This is a genomic window from Paenibacillus alba, assembly GCF_013204855.1.
Classification (GTDB): domain Bacteria; phylum Bacillota; class Bacilli; order Paenibacillales; family NBRC-103111; genus Paenibacillus_E; species Paenibacillus_E alba.
On sequence record NZ_JABMKZ010000028.1, the window covers coordinates 53,612 to 71,161 of the forward strand.

Sequence of the window (17,550 nt, forward strand, 5' to 3'; positions counted from 1 at the left end):
CCTTTGAAATTAACTTCTTCGGATCGTTCCATAGAGCTATGATCTTAAGGAGTATTGGTAACGGTTACCAGACATTTCAGCATCGATCCATACTTGGTACTCTTTACATGGATCAGGGCTGTACCTGCTTTTTTCGCTGTAATAGTCCCCGTTTGATCTACGGATGCGATATCGGCGTCATCTGAATTCCAGATTAGATTACCGTCCGTTCTGACATTGCCGTCTACAGTCAAACTTAAAGTTAAAGATTTGCTGCTGCCAGTCACCATGCTTAAAGATGAACCTACAGGGGTTCCTGCGTCAGAAGCAGTCATCGTCGCCTCAAACAAGCGATCGACTTCGTCAGCTGCAATACTTGCAAAGCCCATCGTTTTACCTAATGAAGAAAAATGAGAATAAATCATAAACAGATTGCTGTTCTTATCTACAATAACCGAAGGGTATTCATACGATTGATCCTTGGTAGGGTCTTCATCAATCAAAATAGATTTCCACGTCTTCCCTTCGTCCTTGGACATAGATAAACTTACCGAGTTTCTATGACCGCTTTGCAGCACATCCCGTTTCACTTCTTGATTATGAAGAGCCAGCCAGTTCCCATTGGCAAGCTTGGCGAACTCAAAGCCGCCGTCATTTTTCAAATAAGGGTCAACCTGTGCTGTACTCCAAGTAGCACCGCCATCTTGGGATTCGGAATAGGATACATGCCAGGCAAGCCGCCCATTTTTACCATCCAGCTTACCGCTTCTGAAATACGTACGTAAGGTGCCGTCTTTTAGTTGAATCATGGAGCCTTGTATCGTACCCGAACCCACGACAGGCTCGCTTGTATGCCAGGTCGCCCCTCTATCATCGGTGTATATAAAAACGGTGCATGACAAGGAATCCGAATAAAGCGGTAAAATTAATCTTTTTGTTCCATTGTGATCAATCTCTAAGGGCTTATTTTTCGTTTGCCAACCGATTCTGTTATAAGCCGGATTCCAGGTTTTCCAGTCATTATCTGCGCCAGCCGCACGCTCAATAGAATTCTTGATAATAGAAGGCTCATATTTAGAATAGCTGCCATCTGCTTTTTGGACGTATGAGCCATTTTGGAGCAAATCAATGATCTCCTGGGTTCTTCCTGCATAAACATCATCGTATGGTTTTTTATCCGCTAAATATTTGAGGTAATTATCATATTCATTTTTCATCTCCACAACAAAGCTGTCCGTAATATACCGAGTATCCCCTTGGTTATACCATGAGGTTACCGCCGCATATTTCGAAGGGTCCAAGGGAGAAGCTGCCGTCACCTTGCTGGGCATGACATGTCTAATTTCTGACCCTTTTATCCGATAATTCCACTGGCCATTGGAATATGACCCTGCACCTGACATCGTATCCCCAACATTCATATAAATAACTTCCGGATAATGCCACTTCGGATTGCCTCCATTGCTGTTCGCGTATTCATAATTTCCAATGTCCGCGTACATATATCTAGGTTGTGAAGAAACCCATTGACCATTTAAAACAATGTAATAGAAAAGCCATAATCGGTCTTGGCTATCGACGAATAAGACGGGGTTAATATCGGGAAAATCATAGGTATCATACACGAGAAAGGGTTCTGTCCACGTTTTCCCCCCATCCTTGGATCTTGCTCCCATAAGTCTGGTCGTGTCTGCGTCCCTTTCACCTTCTCCTCTAAACCAAACGCTAAGCAAACTGCCATCATTCAACTCCACCATCGAAGGGCCATGGTTGTGTTCCTTATCCCAATCAAATATGTCCCGTTTGGTTATGCCTTGCAATTCTGCAGCATCTGCAGACACGGCGGCTGTATGAAGCAGACTGAATGTCATCATTAGAAATAAGATAAGGCTGATCCGTCTCTTTACTCTCAATTCCCTGCACTTCCTTCCTATTCATCGTCAAATGTTTAAGCTGCAAGCCATCATTAATCAACCTCTTTGAATCTTAAATCTCAGTAACCTATTGCCTTAGCCCACCTTTCCTTAGATAAGTTCAACTCGTATATGTTGTTTAGCAAGGATGAATGAAAGCGGTTTCCAAACTATCCGTTAACTAATATTTGCTCTTACGTCTGCCAGAGATTCTTATGTATTTTGATGACGATCTTCCTGATGCTGCCGGGTTCCCCCACGAACATGCATGGACAATGCACATCCGAAGGGTAAAAGATGGCAAACTGCCCCGGCCTAAGCACAATGCTGGTTTCTGCTTCTCGTTGTACGTGGTTATAAAATATAACGTCCAGTTCTTCAAGTGTATCTTCTGCTATTTGAAGTTCAGATGAGTGCTTAACAACCCCAATACGCTCCTCGCCACTAACCAAATACTGAATATCCATATATGTCGCATGAGATTCATATCGCAATTCCTGTTCAGATAGAGTAAGCATATCCTGCACCAAAACGAACATAAGGGAACTGTAAATTTCATACTTACCTGGTTCCCATGCTCCAGGATTATGGGCCACCAGGTAATCGATCGCTTTCCTAATGGATGAATGGTATAAGTGCCGCTCATCTTCATAATGTTGAATATCGCCTAAAATCATCATGTACCCTTTCCAATAGCTTACTTATGAGAGAGCATCCTGTTGAAGCTTAATTCGCTTAAGCTCCTTCATGGCGCTGCTGCCTCCACGACCAAAAAGATCGTACAGCTTGTCGTATTCCCGGTACAACTTCTCGTATACAGCTGAATGCTCCGGAGTAGGCAGGTAGGTTTCCTCACGTAGATGAGTCATCTTCGTGGCGGCCTCCGCCATATTGGCATAGCCCCCCCGCTCCGGCCCGGCCGCTACAGCACCGAACATCGCTGCGCCAAGCGCCGTGGTTTGGGTCGAAGCTGCGATCTTAATCTCCCGACCGGTTATATCTGCATAAATCTGCATGAGGTGTTGATTCCGCGTCGGCAATCCTCCACAGGCGAACAGCTCCCTCACCTCTAGTCCCGCCTTCTCGAAGGTATCGATGATCTTACGCGTGCCGAATGCAGCTGACTCCAGCAAAGCGCGGTAGATGTCTTCCGGCTTCGTTTGCAGAGTCAACCCAACTATCATCCCACTTAAGTCGGCATCTACCAGCACAGAACGATTGCCGTTCCACCAATCGAGAGCCAACAATCCATGCTGCCCCGGTTTCAATTCAGCTGCACGTTGTTCCAGCCAAGCATGAACGGTTAAGCCTTCGTCCCCAGCCGCTTGCTGCACATAGGCCGGAACAGCATGCTCGACAAACCATCCGAACATATCCCCAACAGCAGGCTGACCCGCTTCGTACCCGTAGAGACCAGGGATAATGCCATCCTCAACAACACCACATATGCCTTCTGCATGGATCTCTTGATCGCTCAGCAGCATGTGACACACGGATGTGCCCATCGCCATAACCATTTGGCCGGAGCTCACGGCTCCCGTGCCTGCTACACCCGCATGTGCGTCGATAATGCCTACAGCTACTGCCGTTCCGGAACGTAAGCCCATTATCAAAGCGGCTTCAGCCGTCAGTTCGCCCGCTTTAGCCCCAAGAGAACTAACAGCCCCAGGCAATTTAGCTTCTACAAAGTTCTCAAGCCTCGGGTCCAAGGCCTTGAAGAAGGAGGACGGCGGATAACCATCTGTTTTGTGCCAAAAGGCCTTATAGCCGGCGCAGCAGCTGCTTCGAACCGGATTCGCCGTCATCTGGAGTACAACCCAATCCACAGCCTCCATAAACTGATTCGTGGCTTCGTAGATTTCGGGCGCTTCATTTAATATTTGCCAGGCTTTGGCAACCATCCATTCCGAGGAAGTCCTACCCCCATATCGGCTTAACCACGATTCCCCCATGATTTCCGCCATTTCATTGATCCGGTTCGCTTCGTCCTGTGCCGCATGATGTTTCCAAAGCTTCACATAGGCATGGGGTTCATCGCGATAAGCTTCCTGATTACATAGAGGGTTACCGGTGGCATCAACTGGCAGCATGGTACATGCTGTAAAATCGATTCCTACTCCGATCACTTGTTCAGGATCAATCCCGGAAATACGCAGTACTTCAGGGACCGACTTTCTCAATACTTCTATATAGTCATCCGGGTGCTGCAAAGCCCAATTCGGCTCAAGCATCCTTCCTGAGCCCGGCAAGCGTTCCTCAATAACTCCATGAGGATAGTGGGTCACATGAACGGCAAGCTCATCTCCGTTGTCTACATCTATAACAACCGCTCTGCCAGACTCTGTCCCATAATCGATGCCAATCGCATATCGTTGCTTCATCCTGCTGTCCTCCCCTCCTTACCCGTACAAGGGTCCAAAAGCTGCACAAGCTCGATAGTCCGCTCCCACAGGCTCATCCACGCCAAATGCTGTCCAAGCGCTAGGTCGAAAAACCCGTTCATTCGAAATGTTATGCATGCATACAGGAATACGCAGCATAGAAGCCAGCGTAATTAAATCTGCACCGATATGGCCATAGCTTACAGCACAGTGGTTAGAGCCCCAATGATTCATCACCGTGTACACATCCTGAAAGGCACCTTTCCCCGTTAGATTGGGCACAAACCAAGTAGTTGGCCACGTTGGATTGGAACGCTGATCAAGAATATCATGTACCTCACTAGGAAGCTCTACCGAATAACCCTCTGCAATTTGAAGCACGGGCCCTAATCCTTTAATCAGGTTAATCCTTGCCATCGTCATGGGCATATCGCCACGCGTCGTGAAGTCCGTGGAATATCCACCGCCTCGGAAGAAATCAACAGCCGGACACCATAACGTTGCGTCCAAACATTGTTTGACCTCTTTCTCTGTAATATCCCAAAAGGGCTTCATCGCAGGCTTTCCGTTAATCGTTTGCTCACCGGTGCCGTCAAGCGCAGCCGGACCCGAGTTAATTAGATGAATCACACCGCCTGCTGCCGCTCCCGTCAAGGCTTGCCCAGTGACTCGTTTCACAGCTTCCGGACTCCAGTACGTTCTTACATCAGCGAAAATTTGTGCGCTATTGGTCAGCAAATGCCCGAACAGCATCGTCACCGCGTTCAAGTTATCATTCTCAGTGGCTAGCATATACGGCTCACGAATGCCGTTCCAATCGAACGAGCTGGTTAGGATGGCTTCCATAAAGTCACCGTTGGGATAATGGTCCGTCCAGGCGCGCTGCCCTTGGAAGCCGGCTGCAAGAGCATTATGTCCCATCGCTTCCTCTTCGAAGCCCATCTCGGCAAGCTTCGGATTACCGATCATAAGATCACGGGCGATCAGCGTCATCTTGACTACGACTTCCCAATCCTGCTCCTTCTGCTCGGATGTCCGCTTCAATGCTTCCGAATTGACATCCGCGCCGATATGGCAATTTTCTTTTGTCCAACTAAGCGCTCTTTCATATTCTTCCTTGTCATAGATGTCTCGCTCCATACGCCGGACAAATTCGCTCATATCCACATATTCATTGCGCATACCCAAATAATCCTGGAAGAACGTTTCATCCACGATACATCCTGCGATCCCCATAGACACGGTTCCTAGCGCCAAGTACGATTTACCGCGCATAGTTGCCAAAGCTAGCCCTGCTTTAGCGAAACGGAGCAGCTTATCTTGTACATCCTCCGGTATGGAGCTGTCCCCGATATCCTGAACGTCTTTGCCGTAAATGCTGAAAGCGGGCAAGCCCTTTTGATTATGGGCCCCCAGCGCCGATGCCAGATAAACCGCTCCCGGTCTCTCCGTCCCATTAAAGCCCCATATCGCTTTGGGCATTAAAGGGTCGGTGTCGATCGTTTCCATCGGATAACACCAAGAGGGCGTCACGGTAATCGTTACACCAACGCCTTCCTTGCGAAATTTGTCCGCTGTTCGCGCGGCTTCCGTGACACCGCCAATCGTCGTATCGGCAATGACGCACTCCACCGGCAAGCCGTTCGCATGACGTAATGTCTGGCTCAGTAACTGTGCGCAAGCCTTCGCCATATTCATCGTAGGTTCTTCAAGTGATTCGCGGATTCCACCTCTTCGTCCGTCAATAACGGGGCGGATACCGATTTTGGGCATATCTCCTTGCATGCGGTTTACGAGTGGGGCTGTATGCATAGTTTTTACCTCCTGCGCTGTATTTAGATGATGTACGACTTCGCTATAGTTTGGGATAAGCGATGAAGCTGCTCCACTTCAAGTCGATTGGTCACTGTGAATTCCTCATGGTTTTTGGAGCGGCAATGATAATTGGTTAGTACACCTTCGAGCATCAGATAATATTTGGCATTGACCGGGTACAGCTGCTTTTCAATTAAAGACGCCATACTGAGGAAGCTGATTAAATTTTCTGCCTCCTCCGGCTTTTCTTCCCCGTATTTCATTAACCATACATACAGTTCCGGATGGAAGTTAGCCATAACACCGCTGTAGCCTGTAACGCCGAGCTTTAGTGTTTCCAGCAATGTGGCTGTATTAGCGTTATATATATGCAAGCCGGTACCTTGAACCGCTTCTAATTTCATTTTCATATTGTTCGTATCACAGCTGGTGTCCTTCAGAAACAAGAATCGGCCTGTCTCCGCGCACCACTTCAAGGCTTCAGGTGAAATGATTTTTTTATAAGGAGATGGACATTCGTAAAAGCCGAGAGGAAGCTCTTGAGGAATTTCTTTCAATAGATTGTCCAGATTCAACTTCCAGGTATCATCCGTTTCACCCTCAAGTGCAAGACGGTTCGTAATCAATACAAGCGCATCGATTCCCGTATCAGCCATTGCCTGTAATTCTTGGGCCTGATCTTCATAAGAGTCTGCAATATGGCCCGATGCAATGACCGGTACCCGTCCTGCAGCCTTTTCTTTCACAAACCTGGCAAGCTGTACCCGTTCTTCCAGGCTGAGAAAGAACATTTCACTGGACTGGCAGACTGCAAACAAGCCGTCCACTCCGTGACCGATATACCAGTTGATCAAACGCTCAAGTGCAGCGTAATCGATCTCGTTTGATTCTGTGAAAGGGGTAATCATCGTTGGCCAAACACCCGTTGGAATTTGTTTCTTCATTTTGTTTCTCCCTCATGTTCCCATAGTCTGTTATTCCGATCTGGCTCATCTCTTCGTTCTCTAGGAGACGGAGATTTGTCTGTAAGCGATGCGTTCTCTTCGCCACGTATAAGTAATGAATACATCGTTTCCTTGCGCGATAATAGCAGGGTATGAATACTCTCCCTCATCGTCCTCCAAAATCATCTTGGTCTCCCAAGTGAGACCATTATCCAAAGAAGCCCGCAAGAGGAGAGGTGATCTCGGACCCCAATTCAATCCAATTGGATTACAGGCCAGCACCAGCATGCCATTGTCCATCTTCACCAAATCGATTCCGCTGTTATTATTAGGAAGAGAGGTTGCGTAGGCATCACACCAAGTCAGACCGCCATCTTCCGAATCACTGCGGTAAATCCAGCCTTCCGTACTGCGCAGCAGCATATGAACCTTGCCTGGCTCTGACTCCCAAAGGGTAGGCTGAATTACGCCTCTTCCCACAAAGGATTGTTCAGATACTGGGATATGACTATCTGTGACTCTCTGGATCTGTTCATAGTCAAGACCTTGGATGCGAATGTCCCCGCTTTTCTCCCAGCTCTCCCCCTCATCTTCAGAACGATCGACGAACGCTTGCCAGATCAGGTCCTCGGAAGAAGCAGGCGCAAGCCATGTACCGTCAGCAAGAACAATCACCTTATTGCGAACTGGCCCTCGCCCGCCACGATCGCCCTTAACCAGTTCCTGCGGATCCGACCAAGTACGTCCATAATCCTGTGAAACTCTAGTCATCGTAACCCATTCTTTGAGCAAACGACCCACTTTATAGAACAGGATCAGATCCCCATTAGCTTTCTTATGAAGCACGGGATTCCAGTGAGGCAGCCCTTCTTGATCGACCAGTTGCGATGGTTCCGACCAAGCTCCGTCAAGGCGCCTTGAGCTCCAGATGGCAATATCATCCGCCCCTTCCGCGCTTCCGCCAAACCAAACGGCTAATAACGCTCCATGGGGCAAGGTAATCAAATGAGAAGCATGGCAGCTTGCAAAGGGCTGATTGCCATCAAAAATATGTTCTTCACATACCGTTGTAAATATCATGCCTACCTCCTGTGTGAGTATTAACCCTTAATCCCCGTATTGGCGATGCCTTCAACGAAATAACGCTGTAAAGAAAGGAAGACGATGATCGAGGGGATGATCGCCATACATGCCCCTGCCAACGAAGTTCCATACTGAAATTGCGCTGTTGAGTTCGCTCCCCCCATGAATTGAGCGATACCTACAGCTAGAGGTTTCAAGGAATTTGCCCTGATGGCTATCAACGGCCAGAGGAAATTGTTCCAGTTCGTAATAAACATCAGAATGGTCACCGTAGACAGCGCAGGCTTGGAAAGCGGAAGCATGATTCTGGCAAAAATGCCGAAGTCCTGACAACCATCAATCCGGGCAGCCTCTTCCAGTTCTCTGGGTATGCTTTTGAAGAAGCTGGTCAGAATAAATACACTGGTCACATTGGCTCCGGCTACAAGGACAATAGCCGCATAAGTGTTCAATAAGCCTAGCTTGGATACGAGAAGAAAGAGCGGAATAATATAAGCTTGAATCGGAATAAGAAGCATGGAGACAACAAGGGTGAAGATCAGCTTCTTCCCTTTGAATTGCAGTCGGCCGAATGCGTATGCGGCAAGTGTTGTTAAAAGCAGCACGAATACCGTCGAGAGAACGGTCATCATAACGCTGTTCATCATCCAGCTCATATACGGAAAATTATTCAGTACTTGTGTATAGTTATTCAGCGTGAACGTTTCTGGTATCCATTTCGGCGGATAGCTTACGATTTGAGCTTCCGGCTTCAGCGAAGAAATCAACGACCAGAGTAAGGGAAACAGGAAGATAGCACTGACGAAAATCATGACAATGTAAACGGGTAATTTTTTTAGATTCATGCTTTCATTCACTCCTAATCCTCCAGCTTAAGCAATCTCGATTGTAGTTGAACCATTACGACCAGGATGATTAGGATTGCAATACCCAGTGCGGATCCATAACCCAGGTTATAATTTTGGAATGCGGTACCATATAAGTACTGAACTAACGTCAGTGTAGCCGTTCCAGGGCCCCCGTTCGTCATAACGAAGATTTGATCGAACACTTGAATCGTGTTAATCAGTGTCAGCGTAATAATCATCGAGGTGATCGGCTTCAATAACGGCAATGTAATTTGCACAAAGGTTTGGAATTTGCTTGCGCCATCAATGGTTGAAGCTTCATACAGATCTTTGGGAATATCCTGCAGTCCCGCTAAGTACAGAATCATGTTGTAGCCTAGGAAGGACCATACCGTGACAATGGCCACGGAAAAAAGCGCATACTTCTCATTCGTCAGCCACTCAACCGGGTTCAACCCGACCATTTTCAAATAATAGTTGAGAATACCGAAATTATTATCGTATAACCAATTCCAGATAATCCCGACCACAGCGGGAATCAATACATAAGGAATAATCGAGATCGTTCTGACCGCATTGCGATAACGGATCTTTTGATTCAGCAGTGCCGCTAACAGCAAACTAAACACAACAAGCGGCGGCAAAGTCATTAATAAGAAAACCAGCGTATTTTTCAGCGATATGTAAAAATAGGGGTCGTGAAACATCTTCTTAAAGTTGCTCAGGCCAGTGAAGGTTGCATGCCCAACGATGTTCCATTTCAAAAAGCTAACGAATAAGCCTGCCACACTTGGTCCCAAACGAAACACGATAAAGACTAACAAGTAAGGCAATAGGAACAGCGCTGCAATCCTTCCTTGTTTTTTCATAGAGTCTACAACCCTTTCTAGTAGCATGTGTAGGAAAAGGATACGATCGATCGATTGGTTCGACCGTATCCTGAATGATTGAACTTGTTGCTATTCGGCTAAAATGGCATTGATGTCCTTCTTCAGTTGTTTAACAATTTCAAGAGGATTTTTATTGTTCAAAACAGCATCCTGCGCAGCTGTAAGGATCGGACTTGGTGCCGTGCTGGAGAACAACTGGGCAGATTTCGGATGTGCCGGCAACAGCACCGCATTGCTCAAGCTGCTTACAAACGCTTCTCTGCCAGGCATCTTCTTCGCTACTTCCATACCTGAATTGCTCGAAGGTAATTGTCCGGAGTTCGCCCATTCACCCGAGTTTTTATCCAACCATTTGACGAACTCGACCGCTGCCGCCTTTTCGCTGGCATTCGCTTTCTCATTAACCGGGAAAGTCAGCACCTCAGCCGCTCCCCACGCCACTTGTTTATCAAACACCTTAGGGTAAGGTGCGCTGCCCCATTTCACACTGGAAGTTTCCAGCTTCGGCATTTGCCATGGGCCATCAACAATCATCGCCACTTTACCGGAAATAAAATCATCCACGGGGGACTTCTCGCCCTTTGGAACTACTTTATACTTAAAAATCAAATCCTCCAGGAAGCCGAACGCTTTGGCTGCTTTTTGCTCGTCGAAATCCAATTTCTTCATATCTTCTTTAAATGGATTCTCTCCTTGTTGGCTGAGCAAAGCATAGAACTGATAGAAGGCGTGGTGATTCATATTGAAGCCCAGGCCATATTGCGTAATATTATTATCATCGAAACCGCTTTCATTTGGGTGTTTACCATTTTTGTCTAGGGTCAGCTTCTGCGCAAACGCGATCAACTCATCCCCAGTCTTCGGCGCTGCAGCAACTCCTGCCTTCTCTAGCATTTCTTTGTTAAAAAACAAACCATGCATGTGGACGTCCAACGGCACTGCGTACTGCTTCCCTTTGTACATCGTGCCCCCCCATGCAAAATCGGAGTAATCCGCTTTGGTCAACTTCGCAGACTCCAAGGCCTTCGCATCAAGAACTCCCATTTCTGCGAATTGCCCGATTTCAAATGGATGCATCGCTAACACATCCGGTGGTTGCCCACCTTTCATTTCCGTCAGAAACTTTGTAAAGAGCGGCGTCCACTGCATGGAAGTAAATTCGACATGAATCTTTTTTTGCTCAGCATTGAATTTGCCAACCAGCCCTTTCATCGTTTCCAGATCCGGCCCCGTCCAGCCTCCCCAGTAATCAATGTTGATTGGACCGCTTGGCTGCGCGGATCCGCTGGCTGCAGGCGTTGCCCCAGCTTGTGTGCTTTCCTTAGTTTGACAAGCGACTACTAATGTGAGAAGTGCGGTTGAAGCAAGCAATGCAGACACCCTTTTGAGTTTCATATGAATCCTCCCTATGCATTGTATATGTCTTACAGGGCTTTGAATTCAGAGTTGGAACGTCACGATTCAAAGCCACTAATAAGCAAATCCAGTTTAATCCTTATAGCCCCCGCAGGACTTGCGGAAGACCAAACTAGTTTCAAATCGTTGAATAACTGCTTCTTGATACTTGTGCTGCATCAGCTCCGTCAATAATCTGAAACATTCGCCCGCCATTTCCTCAACAGGCAGGTGAACGGTTGTTAATGTCGGAATGGTATAACGTGTAACTTCATCGTTGTCATGTCCGACGATTTCGATATCATCCGGCACTGACTTACCAGCTTCATTCAACCCCATTAAAGTGCCTACTGACATTTGATCACTAATGCAAAATATGGCGCTAGGCAGCCGACTTCCACTATTCAGTAATCGTTGTATAGCCTGATAGCCACCTTTTTCAGAGAAATCCTCGAACACATGATGTTCCGCAGAAATGTTCAAGCCTAACTCCTTGGCCTTAGCCATAAACCCTTCCATTCGAAGTCGGATCGCCTTGGAAGAAACACTGGGGACAATAAGTCCGACATCGCGATGCCCACGGCTATCAAACAGATTTGCAACCTGTTCACCTGTCCTATAACTATCGACATTCACCGAAGAATATCGGGTAGAGCTTCGTTGATACAACACGATGGGCACCATCGGGTTGGTGTTCTCCAAGTATTCTTCATCTTTCTCCGTAGGATTCGCAATAATTGCGCCATTATAACGAGTTCCTGTCAGCAGGCTGTCAATCTCATGCAATCTGGTGCCTACATAAGGCTGGATTAACAATTCGTATTCTTGATCCAAAGAGGCAAACGAGCTTTGAAGTCCTTTCAAAAAACGGTTGATCAAGACGGTACGGGTATCAAGCGACCAGAACAAGGCTATGATCGGTAAAACCGTTTCGCCTCCGCTTCGCAAACGCCTAGCCGAGATATTCGGCTGATAATTAAGCTGTCTCGCAATCTCAAGAATTTTCTGTTGGGTCGTTTGTGATATCCGGTAATGATCGCCTTTACCATTGAGTACCATAGAAGCAGTTCCCTGTGAGACCTCTGCTAAGTGTGCAATTTCCTTGATGCTGGCCATACGCCACCTCACGCTTCCAAACATGCAACTGTTCGATAATTACGACTGCTGATACGTTATGCTAATACGTTTTGCTAATACGTATTTTCTAATATGTCCCCATTATATTTTAGAAGCGCTTTCATGTCAATACGTTTGTTAATACGTTTTAGCAACCTAATCTCGTGAAGGCAGAAAAGGATCGTTGATGTGAACATTCACATCAACGATCCTTTTCTGCAGACCTATTCAATTGGATCTCCACCACAAGAATTACGAGCAACTATATGCGTTTCAAGCATTTTGGCTACGGGGACCGTTGTTCTGTGATGCATTAGACCCGTTAGTAGATGTATGCATTCTTCAGCCATTTGCTCAACAGGAAGATGCACAGTAGACAACGTCGGGATCGTATAGCTAGTGACCTCATCATCGTCGTGACCGATGATTTCGATTTCATTCGGCACCCGCTTACCTAGTTCGTTCAGAGCCGCCAAAGCGCCCACCGCCATCTGATCGCTGATGATAAATAACGCAGTAGGCGGAGTTGCCTGATTCCTAAACAATTGCCGGATGGCTTCATCCCCGCCGCGCTCGGAAAAATCCGAGAAAACTATATGCGCCGGATTCACCTCTACGCCTAGCTCAGCTGCCTTCGCTAAGAAACCTTCTTTGCGAAACCTGATTGCACTTGAGGACACATTTGGCACAATAACGCCAATATGCTTATGACCCCGACTGGCAAATAAACCTGCGACTTCCTCTCCTGTCTTGAAACTGTCAACATTCACCGAGGAATATTTGGCCGAGCTTCGCTGGTATAAGACGATTGGAACATTCAATAGCGTATTCTCCAGGAACGCCTCGTCCTCTTCCGTCGGATTGGCAATGATAGCTCCGTTATACCTGGTTCCGGTAATTAAGCTGCGCACCTCATGCAACTTCGTTCCCACATAGGGTTGAATCAATAGCTCATACTCTCCATCTATAGAGGATAAAGCGTGCTGCAGCCCCTTCAAAAATCGGCTTATTAACGCGGTGCGGGTGTCCAATGCCCAAAAAAGTGCGATGATCGGCAGCACCGTTTCCCCTCCGCTACGAAGACGCCTGGCAGATATATTCGGCTGATAATTTAATTGTCTTGCTGCTTCGATAATTCTTTGTTGCGTACTGGCCGAGATCCGATATTGGTCTCCTTTTCCATTAAGAACAATTGAAGCTGTGCCCTGAGATACGCCCGCGTGCTGGGCTATTTCCTTGATGCTTGCCAAATGGATACACCCCGACCTATCGAAAAATAATGATTCCTTGCGTAGTACCATAATACCATATACGGAATCGTTCATGTTCAATAAACATGAGGGCTGTCGAATGGTCCAATTTAAGTTTTTTAATCGTCCATCTGAATAAATTCGACATAAAATAGCACAGTTCCTTCCAAATTTGGATAAGTAGAAAAAAGCGCTTTACTCTCACCAATAACCAACTATAATAGATTTGGTAAATCATAACATAAGGAAGTGACCTAATTGTCGAAAACCTCATTGAATCCCGTCTCCATCTTGCTTGCTCTTCTCCTTCTATTCTTCGTCCCAGCAAATGTCAAAGCAAAAGAATCATTAGTCCCGGATTCGAATCTGGAAGCGGCTGTTCGACTGCAACTAAACTTGCTTCAAAAGCCTCTGGAAGAGGCTGATTTACTGAAACTAACTTCACTTTATCCACAGGATCCCTCTAAAAAAATCAAAAGCATCGAAGGGCTTCAGTATGCAACGCATTTGAGCAGCCTGATTATCCCTGGGCATGATGTTCAACAACTAGAACCACTTCATAACTTGAAAAGCCTGAGCTTTCTTGTTGTAGACGGGAATAAAATCTCTAATATCGAACCGCTCAAGAGCAACACCAACTTAAATCGTCTCCTCATCAGCAGGAATGAAATCGAGAATATCGAGCCTTTGTCCAACTTAACCAAACTGACCGATCTGCACATCAACAACAATCAAATTAAGGATTTGTCTCCTTTACGCCATGTAACATCCCTTGAGACTTTATATGTCGGGCAGAATAACATTAGCAATATCGATGTATTACTGGATCTGCCGAATTTGAAGGATGTCCAACTTGAAAATAATCCTTTAGATGAGAACGCAGCCTCTGTGATCAACGCTTTAAAAGCCAAAGGTGTAGCCGTTCAAACAGTAAAAGCCGATGCACCTAAAGCCTCGGGTATTCGAGTAAACCTGGACGCCAATCCCGTCCCATTCAACTCTCCACCTTTTATTACGAATTCGACGACTCTCGTTCAATTCAGACCCATTTTTGATCGCTTAGGGCTTCAAATCAGTTGGGAAGAAAAGACGCAGACTATCGTAGGAAAAAAAGAAGGCGTACAAATCCAGTTGCAAATTGATAATCCTGTTGCACTTGTCAATGGCAAAGCCATCACGCTGCCTGTAGCTCCGACCTTGGTCGATGGCAACACGTTTGTTCCTGTTCGTTTCATATCGGAATCGGTGGATGCCAAGGTTGAATGGGATGACAAAAGCCGCTTCGTCACCATCCAAACGAAAAGAGGATTTGCGACTAAAGACGGCAAGTTTCATTTTACCGCTTATGGCTTGTGGAGAGATATGGCAGACGAAGCGAAATCAGTTGAAACGGGTCAAATGGACACCGATGGTGCTCAGCTTGCTATCCGGTATTTCAACTATACAATGCTGTTCATCTATTCAGCTCCTAAATCTTCCGAGGACTTGAAAAGCATGAAACTAGTGCAATATTTAGATAAAGTTAAACAGGATAGAGGCATTACCAAGGAAACAACCATCGAAGAAAAGCAGACTAAGGCGCTCGGACTCGATGCCCTGCAAATCACCTATGTAAACAATAACGACTGGGACAAACGAATTGACACCCTCCTGGTGTTCGAGTCGGATTCCCATTTCTACACCATTTTGAATTCGTCCTATGAGGTTACTTATAAAAGCTCCAGTAAAGAATTTCAACAAATCCTTGATAGCATGACATTCCATGAATCTAAATAGAAGTTTCAAAATAGAACAACAAAGAAAGAGCCCGCAAGCTTGCAGGCTCTTTCTTTTACATTCAAGCAATAAACTCCGCCATAATCCGATCCATATCAAAAGGAGTAATCCCTTCACTCACAGAAAACACCGTCTGCGCACGATCTGCTTGCCCCACGACTCGCCCTCTAGCCACAGCATGCAGCATGAACAAATCATACAGGTTAGGCTTTTTCAAGGAGGTCATGGCTTTCCCCATGACTACCATCCCTTTTTGATTTTCCTCTACATTGTTGTAGTAGTGAGGATGCTTCTTCAGGGCCAAGTCGCACCAGATGATCTCCCGCTCCACCAAATCCATAATAACGGGAATCGCAATCCTCGTATCTGCGGCAAGATCAATGCGATCCAGAACCGTCGAAGGTTCAAAAATCTCCCCCGAACTCGGATACTTCCTCATCATCCACCCAGCAAAACATTCCGGCAGCTCACAGTAAGGCTGCTCCGTGAACGAATTCAGCGAAGCAACAATGTAGCGTCCACCATATTTCACAACAGAAGGAATATCCATATCGATGAACTCACAAGCGCCATGAGGAGCCGACGTAATATCCCCGCTGTGAGCCGCTTGATATCGATCAGAACGCAGATTCGTGTAGGAGATATGCTCGACATACTGCCACTTCTCATCATACATCACAGCCGAGAGGTCAATATCCACTCTTCCTGTATGCTTGCCGTTAACGATTCCTTCCTTCCACCATAAGAAAAAGCGGATCGTGTCCCCTTCCGGCATCTCCAGCCGACTGCCACGAACGAGGGTACGCAGTGCCTTACTCGCCGACCTTTGAGCAAAAGGCATCACATACCGCCTCAGCCTCTCATCGACATACACGTCCCCCAGCGCGGGAAGTTCGGAGAATCGCTTTATTAGCGTATTTTGGCATATGTGTACAATCGCCTCACACGTTTCGGCTTCAATATCGGGCAGCGTGTTCTGGATCGCTACAGCTTTACCTACATTTCCTTTTGGGAAAAATGTCCGCAGTTCCTGCCTTTCATTCCGATGCTGAAAATGTGCCATCACTTGCAGCAGCACTGGCGTTGACACATCTGCGGCAATATCAGTGAACTTCTCAACCATAGGGAGAGCATTCTCGCTGATCCTGAGCAAATGATCCAGTCGTCTGGCGAACTCGCCGGCGCGACTCTTCAATAGATCCGCAGCTAAGCCTGCATCCATCTGGCGAAGCGCATGCTCAACCTTGCCACCGAACGTTGCATAGGGTTTATTATTGCGCAGGATGTCAAAAGCTGCCTTGCAGCCGTCATACTTATGCTTGTATTCAGCCGGATGCAGGATTTCTCCGAGTCGAATCCAGCGATTTTTATAGCGCAGCATATCCTCTACCTTGTTCCCACATTGCTCAAGCAACTCCAGCAGCAACCGCCTCTCTGGGCGCCTGAACTTGCGGAACTTCGTATTCGTTGCAAGGCTTACATCCCCCTCCGACAGCGCAGCCGCTAATCGTAGGATATCCGTTGCCGTTTTCATATATTTTCCGATGAGCTTGATGTCAGCCTTATCATACTTAAGAAGCGCGGCCACGACGAATCCCACATTCTCTTTTAAAGGAATCTCGTCCGGCAGCACCGTACTCCAATCCTCATAAGAAGCGATAACCCGCTGAATATCTTCTTTGTCCGCCTCGGATATCGAACTTTTCGCTCCGATCAGATTCCGAATAACTTGATCAAAATCTTCCAAACTACCTAGATCAATCATTTCCAAATCAACCTGATCCAGCAAAAGAAATCTCTCCAGCGCAGCATGCTCGGGCAGTTTCAGCGTTAAATAATGATGGATCGCTTGCAAATAAAGCTCTGCATCACTTGCCATCATCACTTGTTGCGGGAAATTGGGATACATAGGCCGGAACACGGTATTCGCCCCTACCAGCGACTTCAAATCCTCCACCAACGGATGATACATGCTTAGAAACTCATCAACCGACAACGTTTGAAGAACGTCTACCAGCTTTTTTGAAAAGGTAAATCCTAAGTACTCTACATTTTTCATTGCTGTTGCGATGTATGTGTGAGGAAGACGGTTATGACCAGGATGCACCATGATCTTCCTATTTCTTCTTAGATAAATGGTATTTCTCATTGTGGCATAAC

General features: G+C 46.7%; 13 protein-coding genes. 1 reads left to right on the forward strand and 12 read right to left on the reverse strand.

The annotated features are described in order from the left end of the window. Positions 1 to 44: 44 nt before the first annotated feature. The 11 genes from HQN90_RS26970 to HQN90_RS27020 form a co-directional block, all read right to left on the reverse strand. Positions 45 to 1,892, reverse strand: a complete 1,848-nt coding sequence (locus HQN90_RS26970) for an exo-alpha-sialidase (RefSeq protein ID WP_173224492.1) — start codon at positions 1,890 to 1,892, stop codon at positions 45 to 47. A gap of 194 nt (positions 1,893 to 2,086) precedes the next feature. Next, positions 2,087 to 2,572 (reverse strand): NanQ anomerase/TabA/YiaL family protein, encoded by a 486-nt coding sequence (locus tag HQN90_RS26975; protein WP_173224494.1) that lies wholly within the window; start codon positions 2,570 to 2,572, stop codon positions 2,087 to 2,089. 21 nt (positions 2,573 to 2,593) lie between these two features. Continuing rightward, on the reverse strand, positions 2,594 to 4,273 hold the full coding sequence (locus HQN90_RS26980; protein ID WP_173224496.1) for a ribulokinase: 1,680 nt from the start codon (positions 4,271 to 4,273) through the stop codon (positions 2,594 to 2,596). Between the two features lie 18 nt (positions 4,274 to 4,291). Continuing rightward, positions 4,292 to 6,085 (reverse strand): L-fucose isomerase, encoded by a 1,794-nt coding sequence (locus HQN90_RS26985; RefSeq protein WP_173224498.1) that lies wholly within the window; start codon positions 6,083 to 6,085, stop codon positions 4,292 to 4,294. Positions 6,086 to 6,108: 23 nt separating this feature from the next. Continuing rightward, entirely contained in the window at positions 6,109 to 7,032 is a 924-nt protein-coding gene (locus HQN90_RS26990; protein WP_173224500.1) for a dihydrodipicolinate synthase family protein, read from the reverse strand. Between the two features lie 60 nt (positions 7,033 to 7,092). Continuing rightward, positions 7,093 to 8,112, reverse strand: a complete 1,020-nt coding sequence (locus HQN90_RS26995; RefSeq protein WP_173224502.1) for a sialidase family protein — start codon at positions 8,110 to 8,112, stop codon at positions 7,093 to 7,095. 20 nt (positions 8,113 to 8,132) lie between these two features. Beyond that, positions 8,133 to 8,960 (reverse strand): carbohydrate ABC transporter permease, encoded by an 828-nt coding sequence (locus tag HQN90_RS27000; protein WP_173224504.1) that lies wholly within the window; start codon positions 8,958 to 8,960, stop codon positions 8,133 to 8,135. Positions 8,961 to 8,974: 14 nt separating this feature from the next. After that, positions 8,975 to 9,832: a carbohydrate ABC transporter permease gene (locus HQN90_RS27005; RefSeq protein WP_173224506.1), complete on the reverse strand. Its 858-nt coding sequence runs from the start codon at positions 9,830 to 9,832 to the stop codon at positions 8,975 to 8,977. A 90-nt stretch (positions 9,833 to 9,922) separates the two neighbouring features. Further along, positions 9,923 to 11,248, reverse strand: coding sequence for an ABC transporter substrate-binding protein (locus HQN90_RS27010; RefSeq protein WP_173224508.1), 1,326 nt, complete (start codon positions 11,246 to 11,248; stop codon positions 9,923 to 9,925). A 93-nt stretch (positions 11,249 to 11,341) separates the two neighbouring features. Continuing rightward, positions 11,342 to 12,364 carry a LacI family DNA-binding transcriptional regulator gene (locus tag HQN90_RS27015; RefSeq protein WP_173224510.1) on the reverse strand — a complete coding sequence of 341 codons (1,023 nt, stop codon included), beginning with the start codon at positions 12,362 to 12,364 and terminating at the stop codon, positions 11,342 to 11,344. Positions 12,365 to 12,588: 224 nt separating this feature from the next. Further along, entirely contained in the window at positions 12,589 to 13,614 is a 1,026-nt protein-coding gene (locus HQN90_RS27020) for a LacI family DNA-binding transcriptional regulator (RefSeq protein ID WP_173224512.1), read from the reverse strand. 258 nt (positions 13,615 to 13,872) lie between these two features. Here HQN90_RS27020 and HQN90_RS27025 point away from each other — a divergent pair, with 258 nt between their 5' ends. Beyond that, on the forward strand, positions 13,873 to 15,390 hold the full coding sequence (locus tag HQN90_RS27025; protein WP_173224514.1) for a stalk domain-containing protein: 1,518 nt from the start codon (positions 13,873 to 13,875) through the stop codon (positions 15,388 to 15,390). 61 nt (positions 15,391 to 15,451) lie between these two features. On the opposite strand, the gene HQN90_RS27030 is transcribed toward HQN90_RS27025, so the two are convergent. After that, positions 15,452 to 17,539, reverse strand: a complete 2,088-nt coding sequence (locus HQN90_RS27030) for a TerD family protein (RefSeq protein WP_173224516.1) — start codon at positions 17,537 to 17,539, stop codon at positions 15,452 to 15,454. Positions 17,540 to 17,550 lie beyond the last annotated feature (11 nt).

Coding starts and splice junctions, on each gene's coding strand:
- HQN90_RS26975 (WP_173224494.1), bottom strand. CDS start 2,572: ATGATGATTTTAGGCGATATTCAACATTATGAAGATGAGCGGCACTTA.
- HQN90_RS26980 (WP_173224496.1), bottom strand. CDS start 4,273: ATGAAGCAACGATATGCGATTGGCATCGATTATGGGACAGAGTCTGGC.
- HQN90_RS26985 (WP_173224498.1), bottom strand. CDS start 6,085: ATGCATACAGCCCCACTCGTAAACCGCATGCAAGGAGATATGCCCAAA.
- HQN90_RS26990 (WP_173224500.1), bottom strand. CDS start 7,032: ATGAAGAAACAAATTCCAACGGGTGTTTGGCCAACGATGATTACCCCT.
- HQN90_RS26995 (WP_173224502.1), bottom strand. CDS start 8,112: ATGATATTTACAACGGTATGTGAAGAACATATTTTTGATGGCAATCAG.
- HQN90_RS27000 (WP_173224504.1), bottom strand. CDS start 8,960: ATGAATCTAAAAAAATTACCCGTTTACATTGTCATGATTTTCGTCAGT.
- HQN90_RS27005 (WP_173224506.1), bottom strand. CDS start 9,832: ATGAAAAAACAAGGAAGGATTGCAGCGCTGTTCCTATTGCCTTACTTG.
- HQN90_RS27010 (WP_173224508.1), bottom strand. CDS start 11,248: ATGAAACTCAAAAGGGTGTCTGCATTGCTTGCTTCAACCGCACTTCTC.
- HQN90_RS27015 (WP_173224510.1), bottom strand. CDS start 12,364: ATGGCCAGCATCAAGGAAATTGCACACTTAGCAGAGGTCTCACAGGGA.
- HQN90_RS27030 (WP_173224516.1), bottom strand. CDS start 17,539: ATGAGAAATACCATTTATCTAAGAAGAAATAGGAAGATCATGGTGCAT.